The organism is Thalassotalea sediminis, from assembly GCF_030295915.1.
GTDB lineage: Bacteria > Pseudomonadota > Gammaproteobacteria > Enterobacterales > Alteromonadaceae > Thalassotalea_C > Thalassotalea_C sediminis.
Genome location: NZ_AP027361.1, coordinates 3468654 through 3486844, shown reverse-complemented (window position 1 = coordinate 3486844; position 18191 = coordinate 3468654). Strand labels below are relative to the sequence as shown.

General features: G+C 39.2%; 16 protein-coding genes. 15 read left to right on the top strand and 1 reads right to left on the bottom strand.

The window, feature by feature from the left end; all coding sequences use genetic code 11:
* Window positions 1-107: 107 nt before the first annotated feature.
* The 5 genes from orn to QUE09_RS15810 all read left to right on the top strand — a co-directional run bounded on the left by orn (window position 108) and on the right by QUE09_RS15810 (window position 6814).
* Window positions 108-653: an oligoribonuclease gene (orn, locus tag QUE09_RS15830; RefSeq protein ID WP_286233842.1), complete on the top strand. Its 546-nt coding sequence runs from the start codon at window positions 108-110 to the stop codon at window positions 651-653.
* Window positions 654-742: 89 nt separating this feature from the next.
* On the top strand, window positions 743-1228 hold the full coding sequence (locus QUE09_RS15825; RefSeq protein ID WP_286233841.1) for a DUF4442 domain-containing protein: 486 nt from the start codon (window positions 743-745) through the stop codon (window positions 1226-1228).
* A 181-nt stretch (window positions 1229-1409) separates the two neighbouring features.
* The gene (locus tag QUE09_RS15820) at window positions 1410-4931 is read left to right on the top strand and encodes a hypothetical protein (RefSeq protein WP_286233840.1); all 3522 of its coding nucleotides are present in this window, start codon (window positions 1410-1412) and stop codon (window positions 4929-4931) included.
* A gap of 3 nt (window positions 4932-4934) precedes the next feature.
* A complete protein-coding gene (locus QUE09_RS15815) occupies window positions 4935-5141 on the top strand; it encodes a DUF1289 domain-containing protein (RefSeq protein ID WP_286233839.1) in 207 nt (68 codons plus the stop codon).
* On the top strand, window positions 5141-6814 hold the full coding sequence (locus QUE09_RS15810; RefSeq protein WP_286233838.1) for a response regulator: 1674 nt from the start codon (window positions 5141-5143) through the stop codon (window positions 6812-6814). The genes QUE09_RS15815 and QUE09_RS15810 overlap by 1 nt, the downstream gene beginning before the upstream one ends.
* Before the next feature lie 30 nt (window positions 6815-6844).
* On the opposite strand, the gene queG is transcribed toward QUE09_RS15810, so the two are convergent.
* Window positions 6845-7993, bottom strand: coding sequence for a tRNA epoxyqueuosine(34) reductase QueG (gene queG, locus QUE09_RS15805; RefSeq protein WP_286235953.1), 1149 nt, complete (start codon window positions 7991-7993; stop codon window positions 6845-6847).
* Between the two features lie 17 nt (window positions 7994-8010).
* On the opposite strand from queG, the gene QUE09_RS15800 reads away from it, so the two are divergent.
* The 10 genes from QUE09_RS15800 (at window position 8011) to QUE09_RS15755 (ending at window position 18184) form a co-directional block, all read left to right on the top strand.
* Complete coding sequence (locus QUE09_RS15800; RefSeq protein WP_286233837.1) at window positions 8011-9528, top strand: NAD(P)H-hydrate dehydratase; 1518 nt, start codon at window positions 8011-8013, stop codon at window positions 9526-9528.
* A gap of 7 nt (window positions 9529-9535) precedes the next feature.
* Entirely contained in the window at window positions 9536-10021 is a 486-nt protein-coding gene (gene tsaE, locus QUE09_RS15795) for a tRNA (adenosine(37)-N6)-threonylcarbamoyltransferase complex ATPase subunit type 1 TsaE (protein WP_286233836.1), read from the top strand.
* Window positions 10022-10034: 13 nt separating this feature from the next.
* A complete protein-coding gene (locus QUE09_RS15790) occupies window positions 10035-11354 on the top strand; it encodes an N-acetylmuramoyl-L-alanine amidase (protein ID WP_286233835.1) in 1320 nt (439 codons plus the stop codon).
* 3 nt (window positions 11355-11357) lie between these two features.
* Window positions 11358-13160 carry a DNA mismatch repair endonuclease MutL gene (gene mutL / locus QUE09_RS15785; protein ID WP_286233834.1) on the top strand — a complete coding sequence of 601 codons (1803 nt, stop codon included), beginning with the start codon at window positions 11358-11360 and terminating at the stop codon, window positions 13158-13160.
* Between the two features lie 24 nt (window positions 13161-13184).
* On the top strand, window positions 13185-14114 hold the full coding sequence (gene miaA / locus QUE09_RS15780) for a tRNA (adenosine(37)-N6)-dimethylallyltransferase MiaA (RefSeq protein WP_286235952.1): 930 nt from the start codon (window positions 13185-13187) through the stop codon (window positions 14112-14114).
* A 128-nt stretch (window positions 14115-14242) separates the two neighbouring features.
* Window positions 14243-14506: an RNA chaperone Hfq gene (gene hfq / locus QUE09_RS15775; RefSeq protein ID WP_286233833.1), complete on the top strand. Its 264-nt coding sequence runs from the start codon at window positions 14243-14245 to the stop codon at window positions 14504-14506.
* Window positions 14507-14539: 33 nt separating this feature from the next.
* Entirely contained in the window at window positions 14540-15826 is a 1287-nt protein-coding gene (gene hflX / locus QUE09_RS15770; RefSeq protein WP_286233832.1) for a ribosome rescue GTPase HflX, read from the top strand.
* Window positions 15827-15900: 74 nt separating this feature from the next.
* On the top strand, window positions 15901-17043 hold the full coding sequence (gene hflK / locus QUE09_RS15765; RefSeq protein ID WP_286233831.1) for an FtsH protease activity modulator HflK: 1143 nt from the start codon (window positions 15901-15903) through the stop codon (window positions 17041-17043).
* Between the two features lie 3 nt (window positions 17044-17046).
* Window positions 17047-17928 (top strand): protease modulator HflC, encoded by an 882-nt coding sequence (hflC, locus tag QUE09_RS15760; protein ID WP_286233830.1) that lies wholly within the window; start codon window positions 17047-17049, stop codon window positions 17926-17928.
* Between the two features lie 73 nt (window positions 17929-18001).
* Window positions 18002-18184, top strand: coding sequence for a DUF2065 domain-containing protein (locus QUE09_RS15755; RefSeq protein WP_286233829.1), 183 nt, complete (start codon window positions 18002-18004; stop codon window positions 18182-18184).
* The last annotated feature ends 7 nt before the right edge of the window (window positions 18185-18191 follow it).

Here is an 18191-nt window from a genome sequence, read left to right as displayed (position 1 = left end):
GTTTTAATCAAGGTGAATTGTCCCGTATTATACGGATAAATTTATCATTCAGCTATTACTTGTCAGTGTTTACTATAGAGCAACTGTAAAGTCATTAAGGGAATTATATGTCTTTAAGTGAGACAAACTTAATTTGGTTAGATTTAGAAATGACCGGTCTTGAACCAGAGCACGATGTTATCTTGGAAATTGCTAGCATTGTTACAGATAGTCAGCTAAACGTCTTAGCAGAAGGGCCGGTGTTTGCTATTCACCAACCTGACGAAACGTTAAACAATATGAACCAATGGTGTATTGATACCCATGGTGCATCTGGATTAACACAGCGTTGTAGAGAGAGCAATGTCTCGCTAGCGGAGGCAGAACGCGCAACTATTGAATTTTTAACGGCATGGGTACCGTCTGGTTCATCGCCAATGTGCGGTAACAGTATTGGCCAAGATAGACGTTTTATTAATAAATATATGCCCAACTTCGAACAGTATTTTCACTATCGTAATTTAGATGTAAGTACGGTTAAAGAGTTGGCAAGGCGCTGGAAGCCGGAAGTGCTAAATCATGTTCATAAAAAAGGTGTTCATCTAGCGCTTGATGATATTCGAGAATCAATAGAAGAACTTAAAGTTTATAGAGAACATTTCTTTAAACTTTAATGTGGTAAATTGAGAAAAGCACGACAAGTGCTTTTTTCTTTGATAAAGTTTATTGGTCAGACCAGTTGACGGTGTTCATCGGAGAACTTATGCGTAATAAACTTGCAAAAATTATTGATAAAATTAATCTCATGCCAACACGTATACAGCGATTTTTGCTGACGCGAGTCTTTTGCTCAAAGGTCAAGTATGCCGGTACGACTGGTATTGAAATCGTTTCATGGACCGATTCAAAAGCAGTAGTGCAATTAAAAAATAAAAAGAAAGTACAAAATCATATTGGTACCATTCATGCGGTTGCTGCTGCAGTTTTAGCTGAATCAACAACAGGTATCGTTTTTGGCATGAATGTACCAGATCATTGTATCCCGCTGTTAAAGTCAATGAAAATTGACTATCAAAGGCGTATGCAAGGAAAGTTAACGGCAACCGCTCAGTTAACGCAAGTGCAACAAGAGATCATTTGTAGTACGGATAAGGGGGAAATATTTGTTAACGTCGAAATTACCGATGAATCAAATCAACAACCTATCATTTGTGCAATGGAGTGGGCTTGGGTACCAAAGCGAAAATAATCAAGCAATGAATAAAGCCGTTGATTATTGGCAAGAATTCCATAAACTGTCTTAATGCGTGTTGAACATGGATAGGAGGCTTCCTGAAGGTTCAACCCACTCTATGTGCCCAGTTCAATACGCTATCGTTTAATCGCTGATTTGGCGTATCAATACATTTTTGTAGGTAGTTGAACAACGCATGGATTCTAAAACAACATTTCATGGGCAAATGTCTTCTTTTTTTACCAAGGTTTCTTTGGTCTTTCTAGCGACAGTTATTTTTCTAATATATTTGATTTATGCCCGTGAAACTGAATTAGAATTTGTAAATGATTCCTCGGTTCCTACTCTGCAAAAACAAGCGCAATTACATCAACTAACTTGGCAAAGCTTAGTGTTTTTTGAACAACTTATTAACAGTTCACCCAGCGATAGCTTATCTACATCTCATCAAAATTTGATAGTCCATCTTGAACAAGTAAAGCAAATGACGCCTGCGGCTAAAAGGCAGTTAACATTATTGATTGCTCGACTAGAAAAATTGAAGCCACAAGTAAGTACGTTATCAGAACATGTTGAACGTAATGCGCTTTTGCGCAGAGCAGTTATGACACAACTACAATTAGTGCGTGATCAACTACAACAAGAAATGGCACTTAAACAGCCTGAATTAGCAGCATTGAATCAACAAATCATAGATGACAAAGTAACAGATGACGTCACGGTTTCACGGGCAAGAGCGCACTTAATATTAAATGATGAGCTGTTGCTAATAGGTAATACGTTAGATGATATTATAGAATTGCAAGTGGTATTTGAACGTTTGACCGCTCGCAGCGAATTAGCAGAATTTAATTACCGAACCAATGCGTTGGAACAATCACTTCAACAATGGAAAACAAGGTTAATCGCTGCCGATAACACCAACGCAACCACTTCGTTAGATCAGGTCCTGCAAGAATTGCAAGCATTGATGTTTGGTGAACAAAATGCTGTTGCAAAGTGGCGTGGACATATTCGTATCGCGACAGAGTATTTTGAACAAATAAAGAATGAGCGTAAATCGCTAATCGCGTTGATAACACCCATCAAAGTATCGAAAATAGCACAAACACAATTTCCAAGTGTTATTGCCAATGCAGTAAAACAATACGTGGACTACGATTACAGGACGTATCTACTATCAGTACTGGTAATCGTTATCTGCATGTATTGTTTATTTGCTGTTTGGGTTCGCACTGCTAAACGCAAAGTCAAACAGTTTGATAATCAAGTAACTACTGTTGTTTCGGATAGTATTCGTGGTGAAGAAATTGATAAAAGTTATTTATCAAATCAAACGCTCACAACAATTAATGAATATATATCACAAGCTTTTAAACCCGAACACAGTGAACAAGATTATCAGCAGTTGCATGATAGTTTGCAGGCGTTGCATGCCTTTTATGCAACGCATTTAGACGTAGCATACACTGAAATTAAAGCCGCTCAACCTGTTATACCAACGCCATTACAGCCATTACTCAATAAAAACCACGAAGGTGTTTACAGTGCTTGGCGAAAAATATTTGATAAGAAAAATTTACGAGTATTGTTAGCGACAGCGAGAGCCAGTAAAGCATCGCAAAGTTCGGCGCATTGTATTGTTGAAAATATTTGGCGGGCGAGTTTAGGTATAACGCTAGAGTATATCGATAGTACTTGGAAAGTATTAGTGCAAGACAGGCATGTTTTTATTGAGAGTCAACAGGCACTAATTGAAGAAAACAACAATGCCCAAACAACGATAAAAGCGTTAAGACAGGACCATCAACAAAAACTTTTGGAGCTGCAGTTAAATGTAACCAGAGCCTTATTACAAGGACAAAATTTCGCCAAGGGTTACGAAGAACATTATCATCAAATTTATCGTCGCCTACAAGATACAATAGTCTGGTGTCAACAAGCACTATTTTTATCGGCAAATAACGACAAACAGCAGATGTATACTGCCGACTTGGATTTTAATAACTTTATACAATCAGTTGCTCATAATATTGCCTTGCAGCAAAAATCGAAAACTAACCGCGTATTTTTGACACTAAATGGCAAAATTGAGCGACAGGTCACGTTAAATCAACCTTTTGTGAGTGATTTTTTGTTTGCTATTGGTAAGCTTGTTTTACAAGAGCAAATATCTGCATCGCTATGCCTCTCTGCAGATATTAAAGATGTTAACCCTGGCCAACAAGTATTGACTATTAGTTATGAAGTGCGCAACAAAGGTACAAAAAATAAGGTGCCTGCTATTGTAAAATTGCTAGCAAAGCATGAGAGTAATGCAATTTCGCCCCTTGTTGTTCAGTATGTAAAAGCCTTGCGAAGCGTTTTGCATATTGAAGAAATTCGTATTGAATCAAGTAAGGAGGGTTTTATACTCTCATTTGAGCTACCGTTGGCGACGCAGAGTAATACACATCATATTGATGATGAGCAACATGTAGATTTAAAACAACAGCAAATCTATGTGTTATCGAATGATGAGTTAATAAAAGAAAAAATACAACAGAGTGTTATAGCTGGTAATGGCAAGGTTGAGGTTTTCTCTACGGTAGAGCATGTTTTTGACGCTTTACATATTAAACACCTAAAGCAACATGCTATTGCTGCACTAATTATTACCCCAGACATTGGTAAAAAAGGCTACGATGCCATCAAAGCTTACTTCACTAGTATACCAAGTAAAATTGCGCCTAAGTTGTTATTTTTACATTCGTATTCCGGAGGTCAGCTTACTCAACAAGGTTTGTGTACATTAGCTGATGGAGTGCTGACTAGCAGGCAAATAGTAACCAGCATAAAGCAATTAACTCAAAGTGATGCTGATAATAATGTGCTTGTTTCAGCAGATAAGTTATCAACGTTTCGATTTAATGCGACAAAAATAGAAGCGCTAGTTGCAAGTTCGCAACTAAGCAAACAAGCTCCACTACTTACATTACTGCAATGGTTAGGACTGAAAGTAACCACTGTTAGTGAACCTCAACAGGCGATTAATCAGTGGAAAACAGGGAAATATATTTTATTGTTTACTGATTTTTTACAGTCGCCTTATATAGAGCTATCTGCAGGACGAAAATTGATTCGAGGCGTATTTCATCTTGGTGCAACGAAACTAGATTTGGCCAAACCAGAGGCTTTCCAACATTGGCATATAGACGAGCTTGCACCTATTGACCAATTAGAGCAACTTATTGAACAACTTAAACCTTGGTTGGCCGTTCAACATTATGTTAAGTCACCAAAAACGATAAATAGTGCCGTTACAAAAGCAGCGCCTGTTCAAGAGAACTCTGTTGTTGAACATAAAGGTGTTAACACAGAGGTCAGTCTAGATGAACAGGGTAATGGAGATTCGCCACCATTTGATTTGGTAAAATATGCAGCTAATCAAGGCACGCCTGAATTGGCGGTATTCATGTTGGATGATTATATTAAAGATATTTCTCAAGCGATCGTTGACATAAAATATGCTGTAAAACATAAAAACAAAACTCAATTTAAAGAACAATTCATCTTATTGACCAATCGTTGCCGAATTCTGGCAGCACATGATTTACTATTAAGCGTAGAGGCGTTAAATGACGCAATGATATCGGATAATGAACAAAGCACAGATAAGGCGCTACAAGCGGTAATCTCTCAAAAGCAGTCATTAGTTCAATTCTGTGAAGCTATTTAAAAGATGAAAATTGACAGTAAAACATTAAGCCCTTGTATTCGAAAATGTTGTTTGAATGATGTAGACATTTGCCTTGGATGTGGTCGTCATGTCGACGAAATAGTTAGTTGGAGCAAATATACCAACGAACAAAAGTACCAAGTTTTGGACAGATGTGCACAATGGGTACATAGTAATAAGAGCAACAACACACAAACGCGGAACAATTAATGGCAGCCCTCGAAAAAGATTTTTTTGTTGGTTATGAAGAACTTAAAGTATTAATAATTGACGATAATACTTTAATTCATGATACGTTGAAGAAGACTTTGTATGATATTGGCGTGCGAGAAGTAAGGTGCGCCCAAAATGCTTATTACAGTATGCGGCTTTGCAATGAATTGCAGTTTCAAGTGGTTATATGTTCTTTTAATGTAAACAGTGATAAAGATGGCTTTCATTTATTAGAAGAATTAAAGTTTAAAGGTCATGTAACAAAGCGTACCGTGCTTATTTTTCTTAGCACAGAAACAAGCGAAAGCCTCGTTAATTCGATTATAGAGTTGCAACCTGATGACTTTTGGGTCAAGCCTTTGGTACCCAAGCTTGTGAAAGAGCGATTGGCCAATACGTTAAAGGTTAAAAGTACCTTGTATAACCTTTATCAAGCAATTGATCGCCGTGAGTTTTCTAAAGTCATATATTTTGCCGATCGACATTTATTAAACAAGTCATTACGTCATCTACACCCTAATATTCTGCGTATGCGTGGTGAAGCATTACTGAGTTTGTTGGAGTTTAGTGAAGCAGAAATATTCTTTAAGGGATTATTAAAAAAATATAAGTTTGGCTGGGTTTACCTCGGATACGTTAAAGCACTGTTGAAACAAGGGCGTATTGATGAAATTCACGAACTTATTGATAAGTTAGCTGATAGGCCTGAAACTCGTTTTGCAATGCATGATTTGCTTGCCCAATACAACATTGAACAAGAAAGGTATGATGTTGCCTACGAAGAAATCAAAAAGGCAACAGCGCTAGCCCCAAGAAATATTGAGCGTAATAAAAAGTCATGGGATCTAGCACGCTTAAACCATGATCACCTTGGACAATTTCAAGCGACAAAGAATATTGTTACCAACGCAAAAAATTCGATTCATGATTCGCCTAATTTACTATTAAACGTCGTTAGGGCAGGAATCGATCTCGCAATAACGGTGACTGATGGTAGTGCTGATAAGTTATTAAAACAAATGGAAAGACATATTCAGCAAATTACTGAAGACTATCCTGAAGCAGCCGAGTTTAAAGAGCAAATTGCCGTAGCGCAGGCAAGATTATTTAGAGCACAAAATGAAGAAAAGCGTGCAGCGCGTATTGTTGAAAATCAAATATCGTTAAGACCAACGCCAGAAATAGAAGATAACTTAGATAAAGTTAAAGTCTTTCATGAATTGGGCATGCGCGAAGAAGCTATGTTGCTGCTCGAAGCAATTAAAAATCAAATATCTGGGGAGTCGTTAACGAGTCAGGTCGTCAACCGATATATAGAGCAAGAAACCCAAGAACGTGCCGATATTCATTTCACGCCTAAACAACTTCATGATATGGCAGTTGAACACTTTCAGAAAGAACGTTATTCACCAGCGTTAGAATCCGTTTTACAAGCCATTCAATTAGCGCCGAATAGTGTGAAGTTTTCCATTACGTTATTAAAAATTATGACTGCTATGAAGGAAGCAGAGCAATTAAACGAAGCAGACTACCCATTCGCCGACAAAGCAATAAAATTATTTGATAGTTCAAAATTAGAAGGTAAAAACGCTGAAGTCGTCAATGAAGTTAAAGATAAGTGGTTAAGCTTTTTCCGAAATACGCAAGAGCAAGCACCGTTAAGTGAGTAAGAGCCCGTTGACGATCAAAGCGTCCTCTTTTTACGCATCTCTTGGTAAACCTTTTTCAATTGAACGAATTAACCGTGCATTTAACCGTTGCACTTTATTTTGATCTTTGTCTTCAACGTCTGATTGATTTTGTTGCTGTAGCGCCCAACATATATGTTCAGCAACCATTGGCGTGCTGTTAGGTAGCATCTCTTGTAAGGCGTTTACCACCTCTTTTGAGTAGTCGCTATTACCAAGTGCTACAGCAATGTTTCGTTGCCAACATTCGTGACCTATTCTTCTAATGGGTGACCCTTGTAAATTGTTCATAAAAGTTGTTTCATCCCATGCAAATAATTCAAGCAACGTTGCTGTATTTAAATCTTGCCTTACTTGAAAGTCTACCTCGTTCGTTACCTGAGCATATTTGTTCCAAGGGCAGATTAATTGACAATCATCACACCCATAAATGCGATTACCAATGAGCGGCCTAAACTCTTCTGGAATCGAATCGCGTCGTTCTATGGTTAAATAGGATATACAACGCCTTGCATCTACTTGGTATGGAGCAACGATTGCTTGTGTTGGGCAAATTTTCATGCAGGCAACACATGAACCGCATAAGTCTTGTTGTTTTTTTGCAGTTGGCAATGGAATGTTGACTAATAACTCACCGAGAAAAAACCAAGAACCTGCTTGCTTATTAATAATAAGACTATGCTTGCCAACCCAGCCTAACCCAGCTTTTTCAGCAAGCGGGCGTTCTAAAATAGGGGCTGAATCAACAAATGGACGATAATCAAAATCAAGGCAATATGTTTTAATTTTTTCACCGAGAGCCTTTAATCGCTTGCGCATTAACTTATGATAATCACGACCAAGTGCGTAACGACTAATATAGGCTTTATCTTTATTTTTCAGTGTTTCTGCAAAGCGAGCATCTTTAGGTAAGTAATCCATTCTGACACTGATCACTCGGATTGTTCCTGGATGAAGTTGCTCTGGGTGAATACGCATATCACCATGATTAGTCATGTAACTCATGTCTCCATGGTATTCGTTATCTAACCATTGCTTGAATGATTCTTTATATTCGGAGAGATCAATATCACTAAAACCGACGTCAGCAAAACCAAGTTCTTTTCCCCAACACTTGATTTTTTCTGCTAACACGAGATAGTTGATAGTGGAATGATTCATTAATTGAGAACTAAACAATGCCGGTAACAAGATTGTTGACCAGTTTACCACAAAGCGCCTATTGCGCGACAGAGGTGTTGGCGAATGAACAACGTGTCGCTTCCCAACAGAGAATTGATCTGTATGCACTTATGGAAAAAGCAGGGCAAGCGGTTTTTTCCCATATTCAAGAACAATACCCGAAGGTGACTCAATTATTTGTGCTCGCAGGAAAGGGGAATAATGGTGGAGATGGCTTGGTCATTGCGAGGTTAGCTTACGAAGCTGGGCTAAATGTTACCGTTTATTTATGTGCTGAAGAAGAGCAAATAAAAGGTGATGCAGCCAAGGCATTTCAACAATTGCAACACACAAATGTTACCATTATTTATCAAAGTGAACTGCTACTGACGTCACGATTTTTTATTGATAATACTTATGATCTAATCGTTGATGCCCTGTTTGGTATTGGCTACCAAGGAGAGTTAGATGTCGCACTTGCCAATTTGATTCAGATCATTAACCAAACAGACATTGCCACGGTTAGTGTTGACGTACCTTCAGGATTAAATGCCACCACTGGTTACGTTGCAACGGCATCGATTTGTGCTACCGAAACGGTAACCTTTATTGCCGTTAAACAAGGGTTAATGACAGGGCAAGCGGCAGATTACGTTGGTGAACTTTTGCTTGCTGGGCTGTCCTTAAATGAGTGTTTTCAACAGACATGTCGTGCTAATGTTTTTATTCAAGGTTTACACGCTATTCCAAATAAGCCTGTACGTAGCAACATATGTCATAAAGGTAATGTTGGTGTATTGTTGGCCGTTGGTGGTAATCAGGGCTTACCTGGCGCGATTAGATTGGCAAGTGAAGCTGCATTGCGCGCAGGAGCTTCACTCGTAGCCGTTTCATGTCATCAGGAAAATCATCAAACGGTGCTAGCTGGTCGCCCAGAATTAATGCTTGCACCAGATAGTGTAGAGCAGCTTGCCAATAGCTTATTACTCGAAAAAGCCAAGGTTTTATTGCTAGGGCCAGGTTTAGGGCAGAATAGGTGGGCATCAACATTATTTAATTTGGTTTTACAACAGAAAAAACCGTTAGTGATAGATGCCGATGGTTTACAGTTATTGGCAAAAGAACCATTAAAAAGAAACGATTGGGTATTAACGCCTCACCCAGGTGAGGCAGCCGCTTTGTTAAGGTGTAGCATTGCAGATATTGAAAAAGATCGCTTTAAAGCGGTTAAAGCGATTGCTAGTCAATACGGTGGTGTTTGTGTGCTGAAAGGGGCGGGTTCGCTAATTTCAGATGGTTTGAATATTTGGATCAACACGTCAGGTAATTCTGGAATGGCTTCAGGTGGCATGGGAGATGTATTATCCGGTATAATCGCCGCGTTACTTATGCAATTAGATTGTCCAGTTAAAGCAACAAGATTGGCAGTATATATCCATGGTGGTGCTGCTGATATAATAGCGAACCAACAGGGTAAAATTGGCATGTTAGCAAGCGATCTATTTTTGCCGATTCAACAGTTACTCAATAAGTGAATAAACAATGGTAGTAGATAATATCAATATACGATTGATTGATGAGCAGGCGACAGTTGCTTTTGGCAATGCACTAGCGCAGGCAGTAGTAAATGAACTAAAAAGCGGTATTGTTGCTTATTTGCATGGTGACTTAGGTGCAGGCAAAACAACACTTACCAGAGGTTTTGTGCAAGGGCTTGGGCATTCAGGTAAGGTTAAGAGTCCAACTTATACCTTAGTTGAACCTTATGAACTGGGAGAATGGCAAGCCTATCATTTTGACTTGTATAGATTGTCTGATCCGGAAGAGTTAGAGTTCATGGGCATTCGAGATTATTTTAATGATAATGCTTGTTGCTTTATAGAATGGCCAGAACGTGGTGTAGGTGTGCTCCCTGAAGCAGATATTAGTATTTACTTACAATATAACGAAGAACAAAGAGATGTAGAAATCGTCGCTCACACTTCCAAAGGACGTGCACTTTTGGCAGTATTAGGGGAGTGTTATTAAAGAGGTAGAAAACATGTTGCAACGTTCGGTTGCTATAATATCGATTATAGCAAGCATTTTCATGATGATTTATGCGAATGATTCTGTTGCAAGTAACGGTATTGATAGTGTGCGGGTTTGGCCCGCACCAGAAAATACGCGCGTGGTGTTTGATCTAAAAACAACGCCCGACTACAGTTATTTTTCTCTTAAGAACCCGCAACGTTTAGTCATTGATTTTAACCATACCCAAAATTTTGCAGCGCTTAAAAATGTGCTAAATAATGATAAACGTATCAAAAAAATTCGCACATCAACCCCTAAAAATAAACATGGTACGCGATTAGTATTAGAATTAAATGACGCCTTTAAACTTGAAGTGTTTGCTTTGCCGCCCGCAGGACAATATGGTGACCGTTTAGTTGTTGATCTTTTTGACCAAAACCGTGTGGTGCAACAAGCTGCGCCAATCAATCAAGGTAAGCGAGATATTGTCGTTGCTATTGTTGCAGGCCATGGTGGTGAAGACCCAGGCTCTATTGGAGCTCGTGGCAGTTACGAAAAACATGTAACTTTGAAAATTGCCAAAAAGCTAGCCAAGTTAATAGATGCTCAGAAGGGGTTATCTGCAGTTATGATTAGAACAGGTGATTATTACGTTAATCATAACCGTAAAACCGTAATTGCCCGTAAAAATAAAGCGGATTTATTGGTGTCTATACATGCCGATGCTTTTACTTCATCACAACCTCATGGCGCTTCCGTACTCGTTCAATCAAGCCGAAGAGCTAATTCTGAATTTACCCGTTGGATAGCAAATCGCCAAAAAGAATCAGAGTTACTAGGTGGTGCCGGCGATACGATTAAAAAAACAAAAGATCACAATCTAGCGTTAACGTTAGCCGACATGAAAAAAGAATATACGATGGCAAGTAGCTATACGTTTGCAGAATATGTGTTGCATGAGCTAGGTAAAGTAACGAAATTACACAAGAAAAAACCAGAAGGGTTAAGCTTAGCGGTACTAAAATCTTCAGATATTCCCAGTGTATTAATTGAAACAGGTTTTATTTCTAATCCTGCGGAAGAGAAAAGGCTTAATTCGAGTCATCACCAACAAAAGCTGGCGCGCGCTATTTTTAGGTCTGTTGATAATTACTTTGCCGCGAATGCGCCCGATGGGACGTATTATGCCTCTGTCGGTTACCGTAAACATAAAATTTCTCGCGGTGAATCATTGTCGGTCGTTGCGCATAAATATAATGTTTCTGTTAAGCAACTTAAATCGGTGAATAAACTGACCTCAAATATTGTTCGTATAGGGCAAACGCTTAAAATTCCACGCGCAGACTGATTTATGACCATTGAAATTTTACCTGCTCAACTGGCCAACCAAATTGCTGCTGGAGAAGTTGTAGAACGTCCTGCTTCTGTAGTAAAGGAGCTTGTTGAAAATAGTTTAGATGCTGGTGCTACAGCCATTAAAATCGATATTGAAAAGGGTGGCGCTAAACGCATCCGTATTTCTGATAACGGTAGTGGTATTGCAAAAAATGAACTGACACTGGCATTGAGTAGGCACGCCACGAGTAAAATTAAGGTCTTGAATGACTTAGAAGGTATTGCTTCCTTGGGTTTTCGAGGAGAAGCACTCGCCAGTATCAGCTCCGTAGCTCGCTTATCATTAACGTCTAAACCTGCGAAACAAACTGAAGCTTGGCAAGCGCACGCTGAAGGCAGAGACATGGATGTTGTAGTGCAACCTGCAGCACATGGTAATGGAACAACCATAGACGTTGTTGATTTATTTTTTAATACACCTGCTAGACGAAAGTTTCTTCGTACTGAAAAAACAGAATTTGCGCATATCGAAGAAGTGATTAAAAGGATCGCACTGGCACGCTTTGATGTGGCGATTACACTGACGCATAATCATAAAGTTATTAAGCAATATCGTTTAGCTGATTCCGACACAAAGCGAAGTAAACGTGTTGCCCAGGTGTGCGGGCAAGCCTTTATTGACCATGCGGTTGAAATTAACTGTCAACATAACGGTTTATCGTTAATGGGTTGGTTAGCCAAACCAAGCTTTTATCGTGGACAAAATGACCTATGCTATAGTTACGTTAATGGCCGTATGATGCGAGATAAACTAATTAATCATGCAATAAGGCAAGCGTATCAAGATTTGTTACCCAACGACGCTTACCCCGCGTTTGTCTTATTTTTGTCGTTAGATGTACGTGAAGTAGATGTAAACGTTCATCCTGCAAAACATGAGGTGAGGTTTCATCAAGGTCGTTACATTCATGACTTTATTTATGCGACCTGTCATCGTACGTTAACGTCGCAAAAAACACTCCTGCCTGATGAAGAAACAGATAACACTAGCTACTATCAAGCAAACGATGCAGAGAGTGCTGTCGCTCATGCTACAGAAAAAGTACAAGAGTATGTTGCACCATTGAAGCGTTCAAGTAATACGACTGGAACTTCTTCACGAGGTGTCACACCTTTTGACCCGCATCGGGCGTCTATAACTGATAGTGCTGTACAAAACTATCACCGGCTAATGACGCCAATAGCTGAACCAGAGTCAACAAAAATTGCGTCTTCAGACTTAGCAAAGTGGCATTTTATCGCGCCGCATTATGTGCTTATACTCGAAAGTACGCAGCAGTTAACACTGTTTTGTCTAAAAAGCTTAACGAGGCAGTTAATGCGAGAAAAGATTGCACAGCAATGGCAAAAAGGCATAACAAGCCAGCCTTTACTTCTACCCATTAAACTTGCAGCAGACGCCGCTCATCAAGAACTCATATGTCAGTATGAAGAACAGCTTGTGCGCCTTGGTATTGTCGTAAAATTGCTTGATAGTAAAAATATACAGCTTCGTCAGTTTCCAGCCATACTGCGCAATGTCGATGTGAGTGCCTGTTATCATCAATTAATGACTAAGTTACTGACGCGTGATTTAACGGAAGACAGTGTTTGGCAAGACGTATTAGCTGACGTTGCTACACCCGCAGAATTTAGTGCAGAAAGTATGTTGTCTGTTTTAAACGAATTGCAGCATTTTTATCCCGATAAAAATAAACAGCAACAAGTCTTGAAATCAACACTTGTTGACCTTACATCTGCAATACAGAAGTTACAGTAGGCTTTAAGATTCGGTATGTCATCAATGACCAATGAGCTTCCGCCAGTGATTTGTTTAATGGGGCCAACAGCCTCCGGCAAAACTGCACTGGCTTTTGAGCTTTATGACGCCTTGCCATGTGAAATAATTAGTGTGGATTCAGCACTTGTCTATAAAAACATGGATATAGGAACCGCTAAGCCAACACCTGCTGAATTGGCAAAGTATCCGCATCGATTAATTGATATCAAAGATGCAAGTGAGAGCTATTCAGCTGCTGAGTTTTGTCAAGATGCACTGCGAGAAGTTGCGGAGATACGCGCCAAAGGTCGTATACCAATTTTGGTTGGTGGCACTATGATGTATTTTAAAAGCTTGATAGAAGGTATTTCTCCGTTGCCGGAAGCAAACGGTGAAATAAGAGCTAAAATTGAAGCTAAAGCGAAGGTTGAAGGTTGGCAAGCATTGCATGATGAATTGAGTAAAATTGATCCTACGTCGGCAGAGCGAATTCATCCAAATGATCCCCAGCGCTTAACGAGAGCTTTGGAAGTGTTTCGTATTACAGGTAACACTTTAACACAATTAACGGCGATAAAAGGTGAGACACTATCAGGTAATGTTCTACAGTTCGCGATTGCACCTAAAGAACGTAAAGATTTGCATGCGCGAATAGAACTTAGGTTTAGGCAGATGATTGCCCAAGCATTTGAACAAGAGGTTGTTAAATTAAAAGAACGTGGCGACCTACATGAAAATTTACCCTCTATTCGATGTGTAGGGTATCGTCAAATGTGGCAATATTTGCATGGTGAGTACAACCATGATGAAATGGTTTTTAAAGGGATATGTGCAACCAGACAATTAGCAAAACGTCAGCTAACTTGGTTACGCAATTGGCCATCTTTAACTTGGCTAGATATGGAGAATAAAAACAATCTCCAAGAAATTTTAAACGCATTAAGCAAAGTTTAAACATTGATGTATAATTAGTTTTGCAGGTAGTATTGAATAATAAAAAACAATTGACTATCGAATAAAGCGCCAAATTTTGAGTAAACGAACTCGTTGATTTTGACAACAATAACAAAAGGGGCCAAATAATGGCAAAGGGGCAATCTTTACAAGACCCATTTTTAAATGCGTTACGTCGTGATCGCATTCCAGTAGCAATATACTTAGTAAATGGCATCAAACTACAAGGACAAGTAGAATCATTTGATCAATTTGTTATTTTATTAAAAAACACGGTTAGTCAAATGGTATATAAACATGCTATTTCTACTGTTGTTCCAGCTCGTGCGGTGAATACGGCACCTCAGCCTCCTCAAGGTGGTTTTAACCAGTCTGAGGAAAATCAAGATTAATGCCTGAAAAATGTATTGTTCGGAGTCGTTCATTTGTTTGATCGTTATCAAGCAGGTGAACAGGCGATACTTGTTCATGTAGATTTTCCAGATGAAAATGCCCGCGAAGACTTACAAGAATTTGAAATGCTTGTAAGCTCCGCTGGTATTGAATCGCTTGCTGTTGTAACAGGTAAGCGTGATACGCCGCATCCGAAATATTTTGTGGGCAGCGGTAAAGCAGAAGAAATTGCAGAAGCTGTATCGCTCTATCAAGCAAATGTCGTACTGTTTAACCATAGTCTATCTCCATCTCAAGAAAAAAACATTGAAGCGTTATGTAAGTGTCGAGTTGTAGATCGAACCACATTAATTTTGGACATTTTCGCGCAGCGTGCACGTACCCACGAGGGTAAATTACAAGTTGAATTAGCACAGTTAAAGCACATTAGTACAAGATTAATTCGTGGCTGGACTCATTTAGAGCGTCAAAAAGGTGGTATAGGGCTTCGAGGTCCAGGGGAAACGCAACTTGAAACCGATCGACGTTTATTGCGAGAACGTATGACAAACATCCGTAAGCGATTAGTTAAGGTTGAAAAGCAACGTCAACAAGGTCGCAGGGCAAGAAACAGAGCGGAAATTCCTACGATATCATTAGTCGGTTATACCAATGCGGGAAAATCAACATTGTTTAACCGGATCACGCAAGCAGGCGTTTATGCAGCAGATCAACTGTTTGCAACGCTAGATCCAACACTACGTAAAATTGATGTTGAAGATGTTGGACGTGTAATTTTAGCTGATACTGTTGGCTTTATTCGTCATTTACCTCACGATTTAGTAGCGGCATTTAAAGCGACGTTAACTGAAACGCGAGAAGCAGAGTTATTGCTACATGTTATCGATATCGCTGATGAGCGACGCTCAGAAAATATTGATCAAGTTCAAGCGGTGCTTGATGAAATTGAAGCAGGTGAGGTACCACAATTATTAATTTGTAACAAAATTGATATGCTAGAAGATGGTGAACCAAGGATAGATAGAGACGAATCAGGGCTACCAATTCGTGTTTGGCTTTCTGCACAAGCAGGTTTAGGTATTGATTTAATGTTTAAGGCGTTAAGTGAGCGCATGGCGCGCCAAATAGTAAAGGTGAGTTTAAAAATTCCACCATCTTATGGCAAATTACGAGGCGCTTTGTATGAATTAAATTGTATCGAACAGGAAGAATACGATGAACAAGGTAATTGTTTATTAGCGGTTAAATTACCTGTTCAACAGTGGAATAAATTAAGAAAACAAGATGAAGCATACATAGAACGCTTTATTGAAAGTTAACAGACTGATATATTAGACCGATTCTTGACTTAATATGTCACTTATAGACATAAGTATTAATAGCGGAGAGCGTTATGGCTTGGAACGAACCAGGGAAAGATGATAAAGATCCCTGGAAAAATAAAGGCGGAAAAAACCAGGGGCCACCTGATCTTGATGACTTGATAAAAGATTTAGGTAATAAGTTTGGTGGTGTATTTGGCGGAAAGTCTAGTGGTGGTGGCGGTAAAAGCTTTTCATCAATAGGGCTTGGCTTAGCAATTATTGTCGCAGTACTCGTATACGCCTTTAGTGGTTTTTATACAATTAAAGAAGCTGAAAAGGGTATTGTTTTAAGGTTTGGACAATATGCTGGCACAGTTGAACCAGGCTTACGCTGGAAATGGACATTTGTTGAACGGGTAATACCTGTTGATATGCAGACAACTCGAGATTTACCTGCATCTGGTTTCATGTTAACGCAAGATGAAAATGTAGTACGTGTGGAAATGCAAATTCAGTACCGCGTTGTGGATCCGCGTAACTATGTTTTTAGTGTTACTAATGCTGATGACAGTTTAAGTCAATCATTAGACAGTGCACTGCGATATGTTGTTGGCCATTCTAGAATGGACGATGTTTTAACAAGTGGCCGTGAAATTGTTCGTCAATCAGTTTGGAGTGAGTTAGAAAAAATCATTACGCCATACAACCTTGGCATACTCATTGTTGATGTTAACTTTAAAGATGCTCGTCCTCCTGAAGAAGTAAAAGATGCCTTTGACGATGCTATCGCTGCTCAAGAAGATGAAGTACGATTTTTACGTGAAGCAGAGGCTTATGCAAAAGGTATAGAACCTCGTGCTCGCGGTCGTGTTAAGCGGATGGAGCAAGAAGCATTAGCTTATAAAGAACAAACGGTATTAGATGCTGAAGGTTCAGTAGCAAGATTTGAAAAATTGTTACCTGAATATCAAGCGGCACCTGAAGTGACTCGTCAACGCCTATATTTGGCGACGATGGAAAAAGTCTACAGTAATACCAGTAAAGTTATGGTTGATGTAGATGGCGGGAATAATATGATGTACTTGCCACTTGATAAGATTATTCAGCAACAAGGGACATCTCCACGTGTGGTTACACCGTCAAATCAGCCTGTGACAACAACACATAATTCAACGAATTCATCACCATCGGTTTCTGGCCGAGCTGATCGTTTCAACAATGGGAGAAATTAAGCAATGAAGAACTTTATAATTGTGCTTATTGCCGCCTTGTTGATGTTAACAATTTCCGCAGTATTTGTGGTCTTTGAAGGTCAACGCGGCATGGTATTCCAGTTTTCAAAAATCAAGCGCGATGATGCTGGCGAAATGATTGTCTATGAACCTGGATTACACTTTAAGATACCGTTCATTGAATCGGTACGTAAGATAGATGCTCGTATTCAAACATTAGATGAAGCACCAGATCGTTTTGTTACGTCTGAGAAAAAGGATTTGATGGTCGACTCTTATGCAAAATGGCGTATTGTTGATTTTTCGACATACTATTTGCGTACCTCTGGCTCGATTGAAAATGCTCGTGCGCTATTAAAACAGAAAATTAATAACGGATTGAGAACGGAATTTGGTTCACGTACTATCAAAGAAATTGTTTCTGGTGATCGTGATGAGATCATGAGTAAAGCTTTAGAAAGCTCAGCAAGTAGCCGAGAAGATTTAGGTATCGATGTAATTGACGTACGTGTAAAAGCGATTAACTTGCCGACAGAAGTAAGTAATTCTATTTATGATCGCATGCGTGCTGAACGTACTGCCGTTGCCAAGGAGCATCGTTCTAAAGGTCAAGAACAAGCTGAGATTATCCGAGCAACAATAGATGCAAAAGTAACGGTAATGCTTGCAAGTGCGCAAAAACAGGCATTTGAAATTAGAGGTGAAGGTGACGCTTTAGCTGCTAAAGTTTACGCAGACGCCTATAAAAAAGATGAAGAGTTTTATGGCTTTGTTCGTAGCTTAGAAGCTTATGAAAATAGCTTTAGTAGCAAAAATGACATAATGGTCGTGAAACCAGACAGTGATTTTTTCCGCTATTTGAAAAAGACAGATAAGGCTAAATAGTAATATTTTGTTTTATTTATAAAGGCCATGATTCATATTAATGAACATGGCCTTTTTTACTATAAGGGTTAGTATGACATTAGAGTTATTGTTGACCGCATTTGGGCTTGCACTCATTATAGAAGGGTTAGTTCCTGCGTTGTTTCCAAATAAATGGCGAAATTATGTTCTTAAGGTTGCGCAAGAGAGTCCAGGTAACATTCGCACCATGGGGATTATGGTAGTGCTTATTGGCTTAATTGTCTTATGGCTATAGCAAAGCT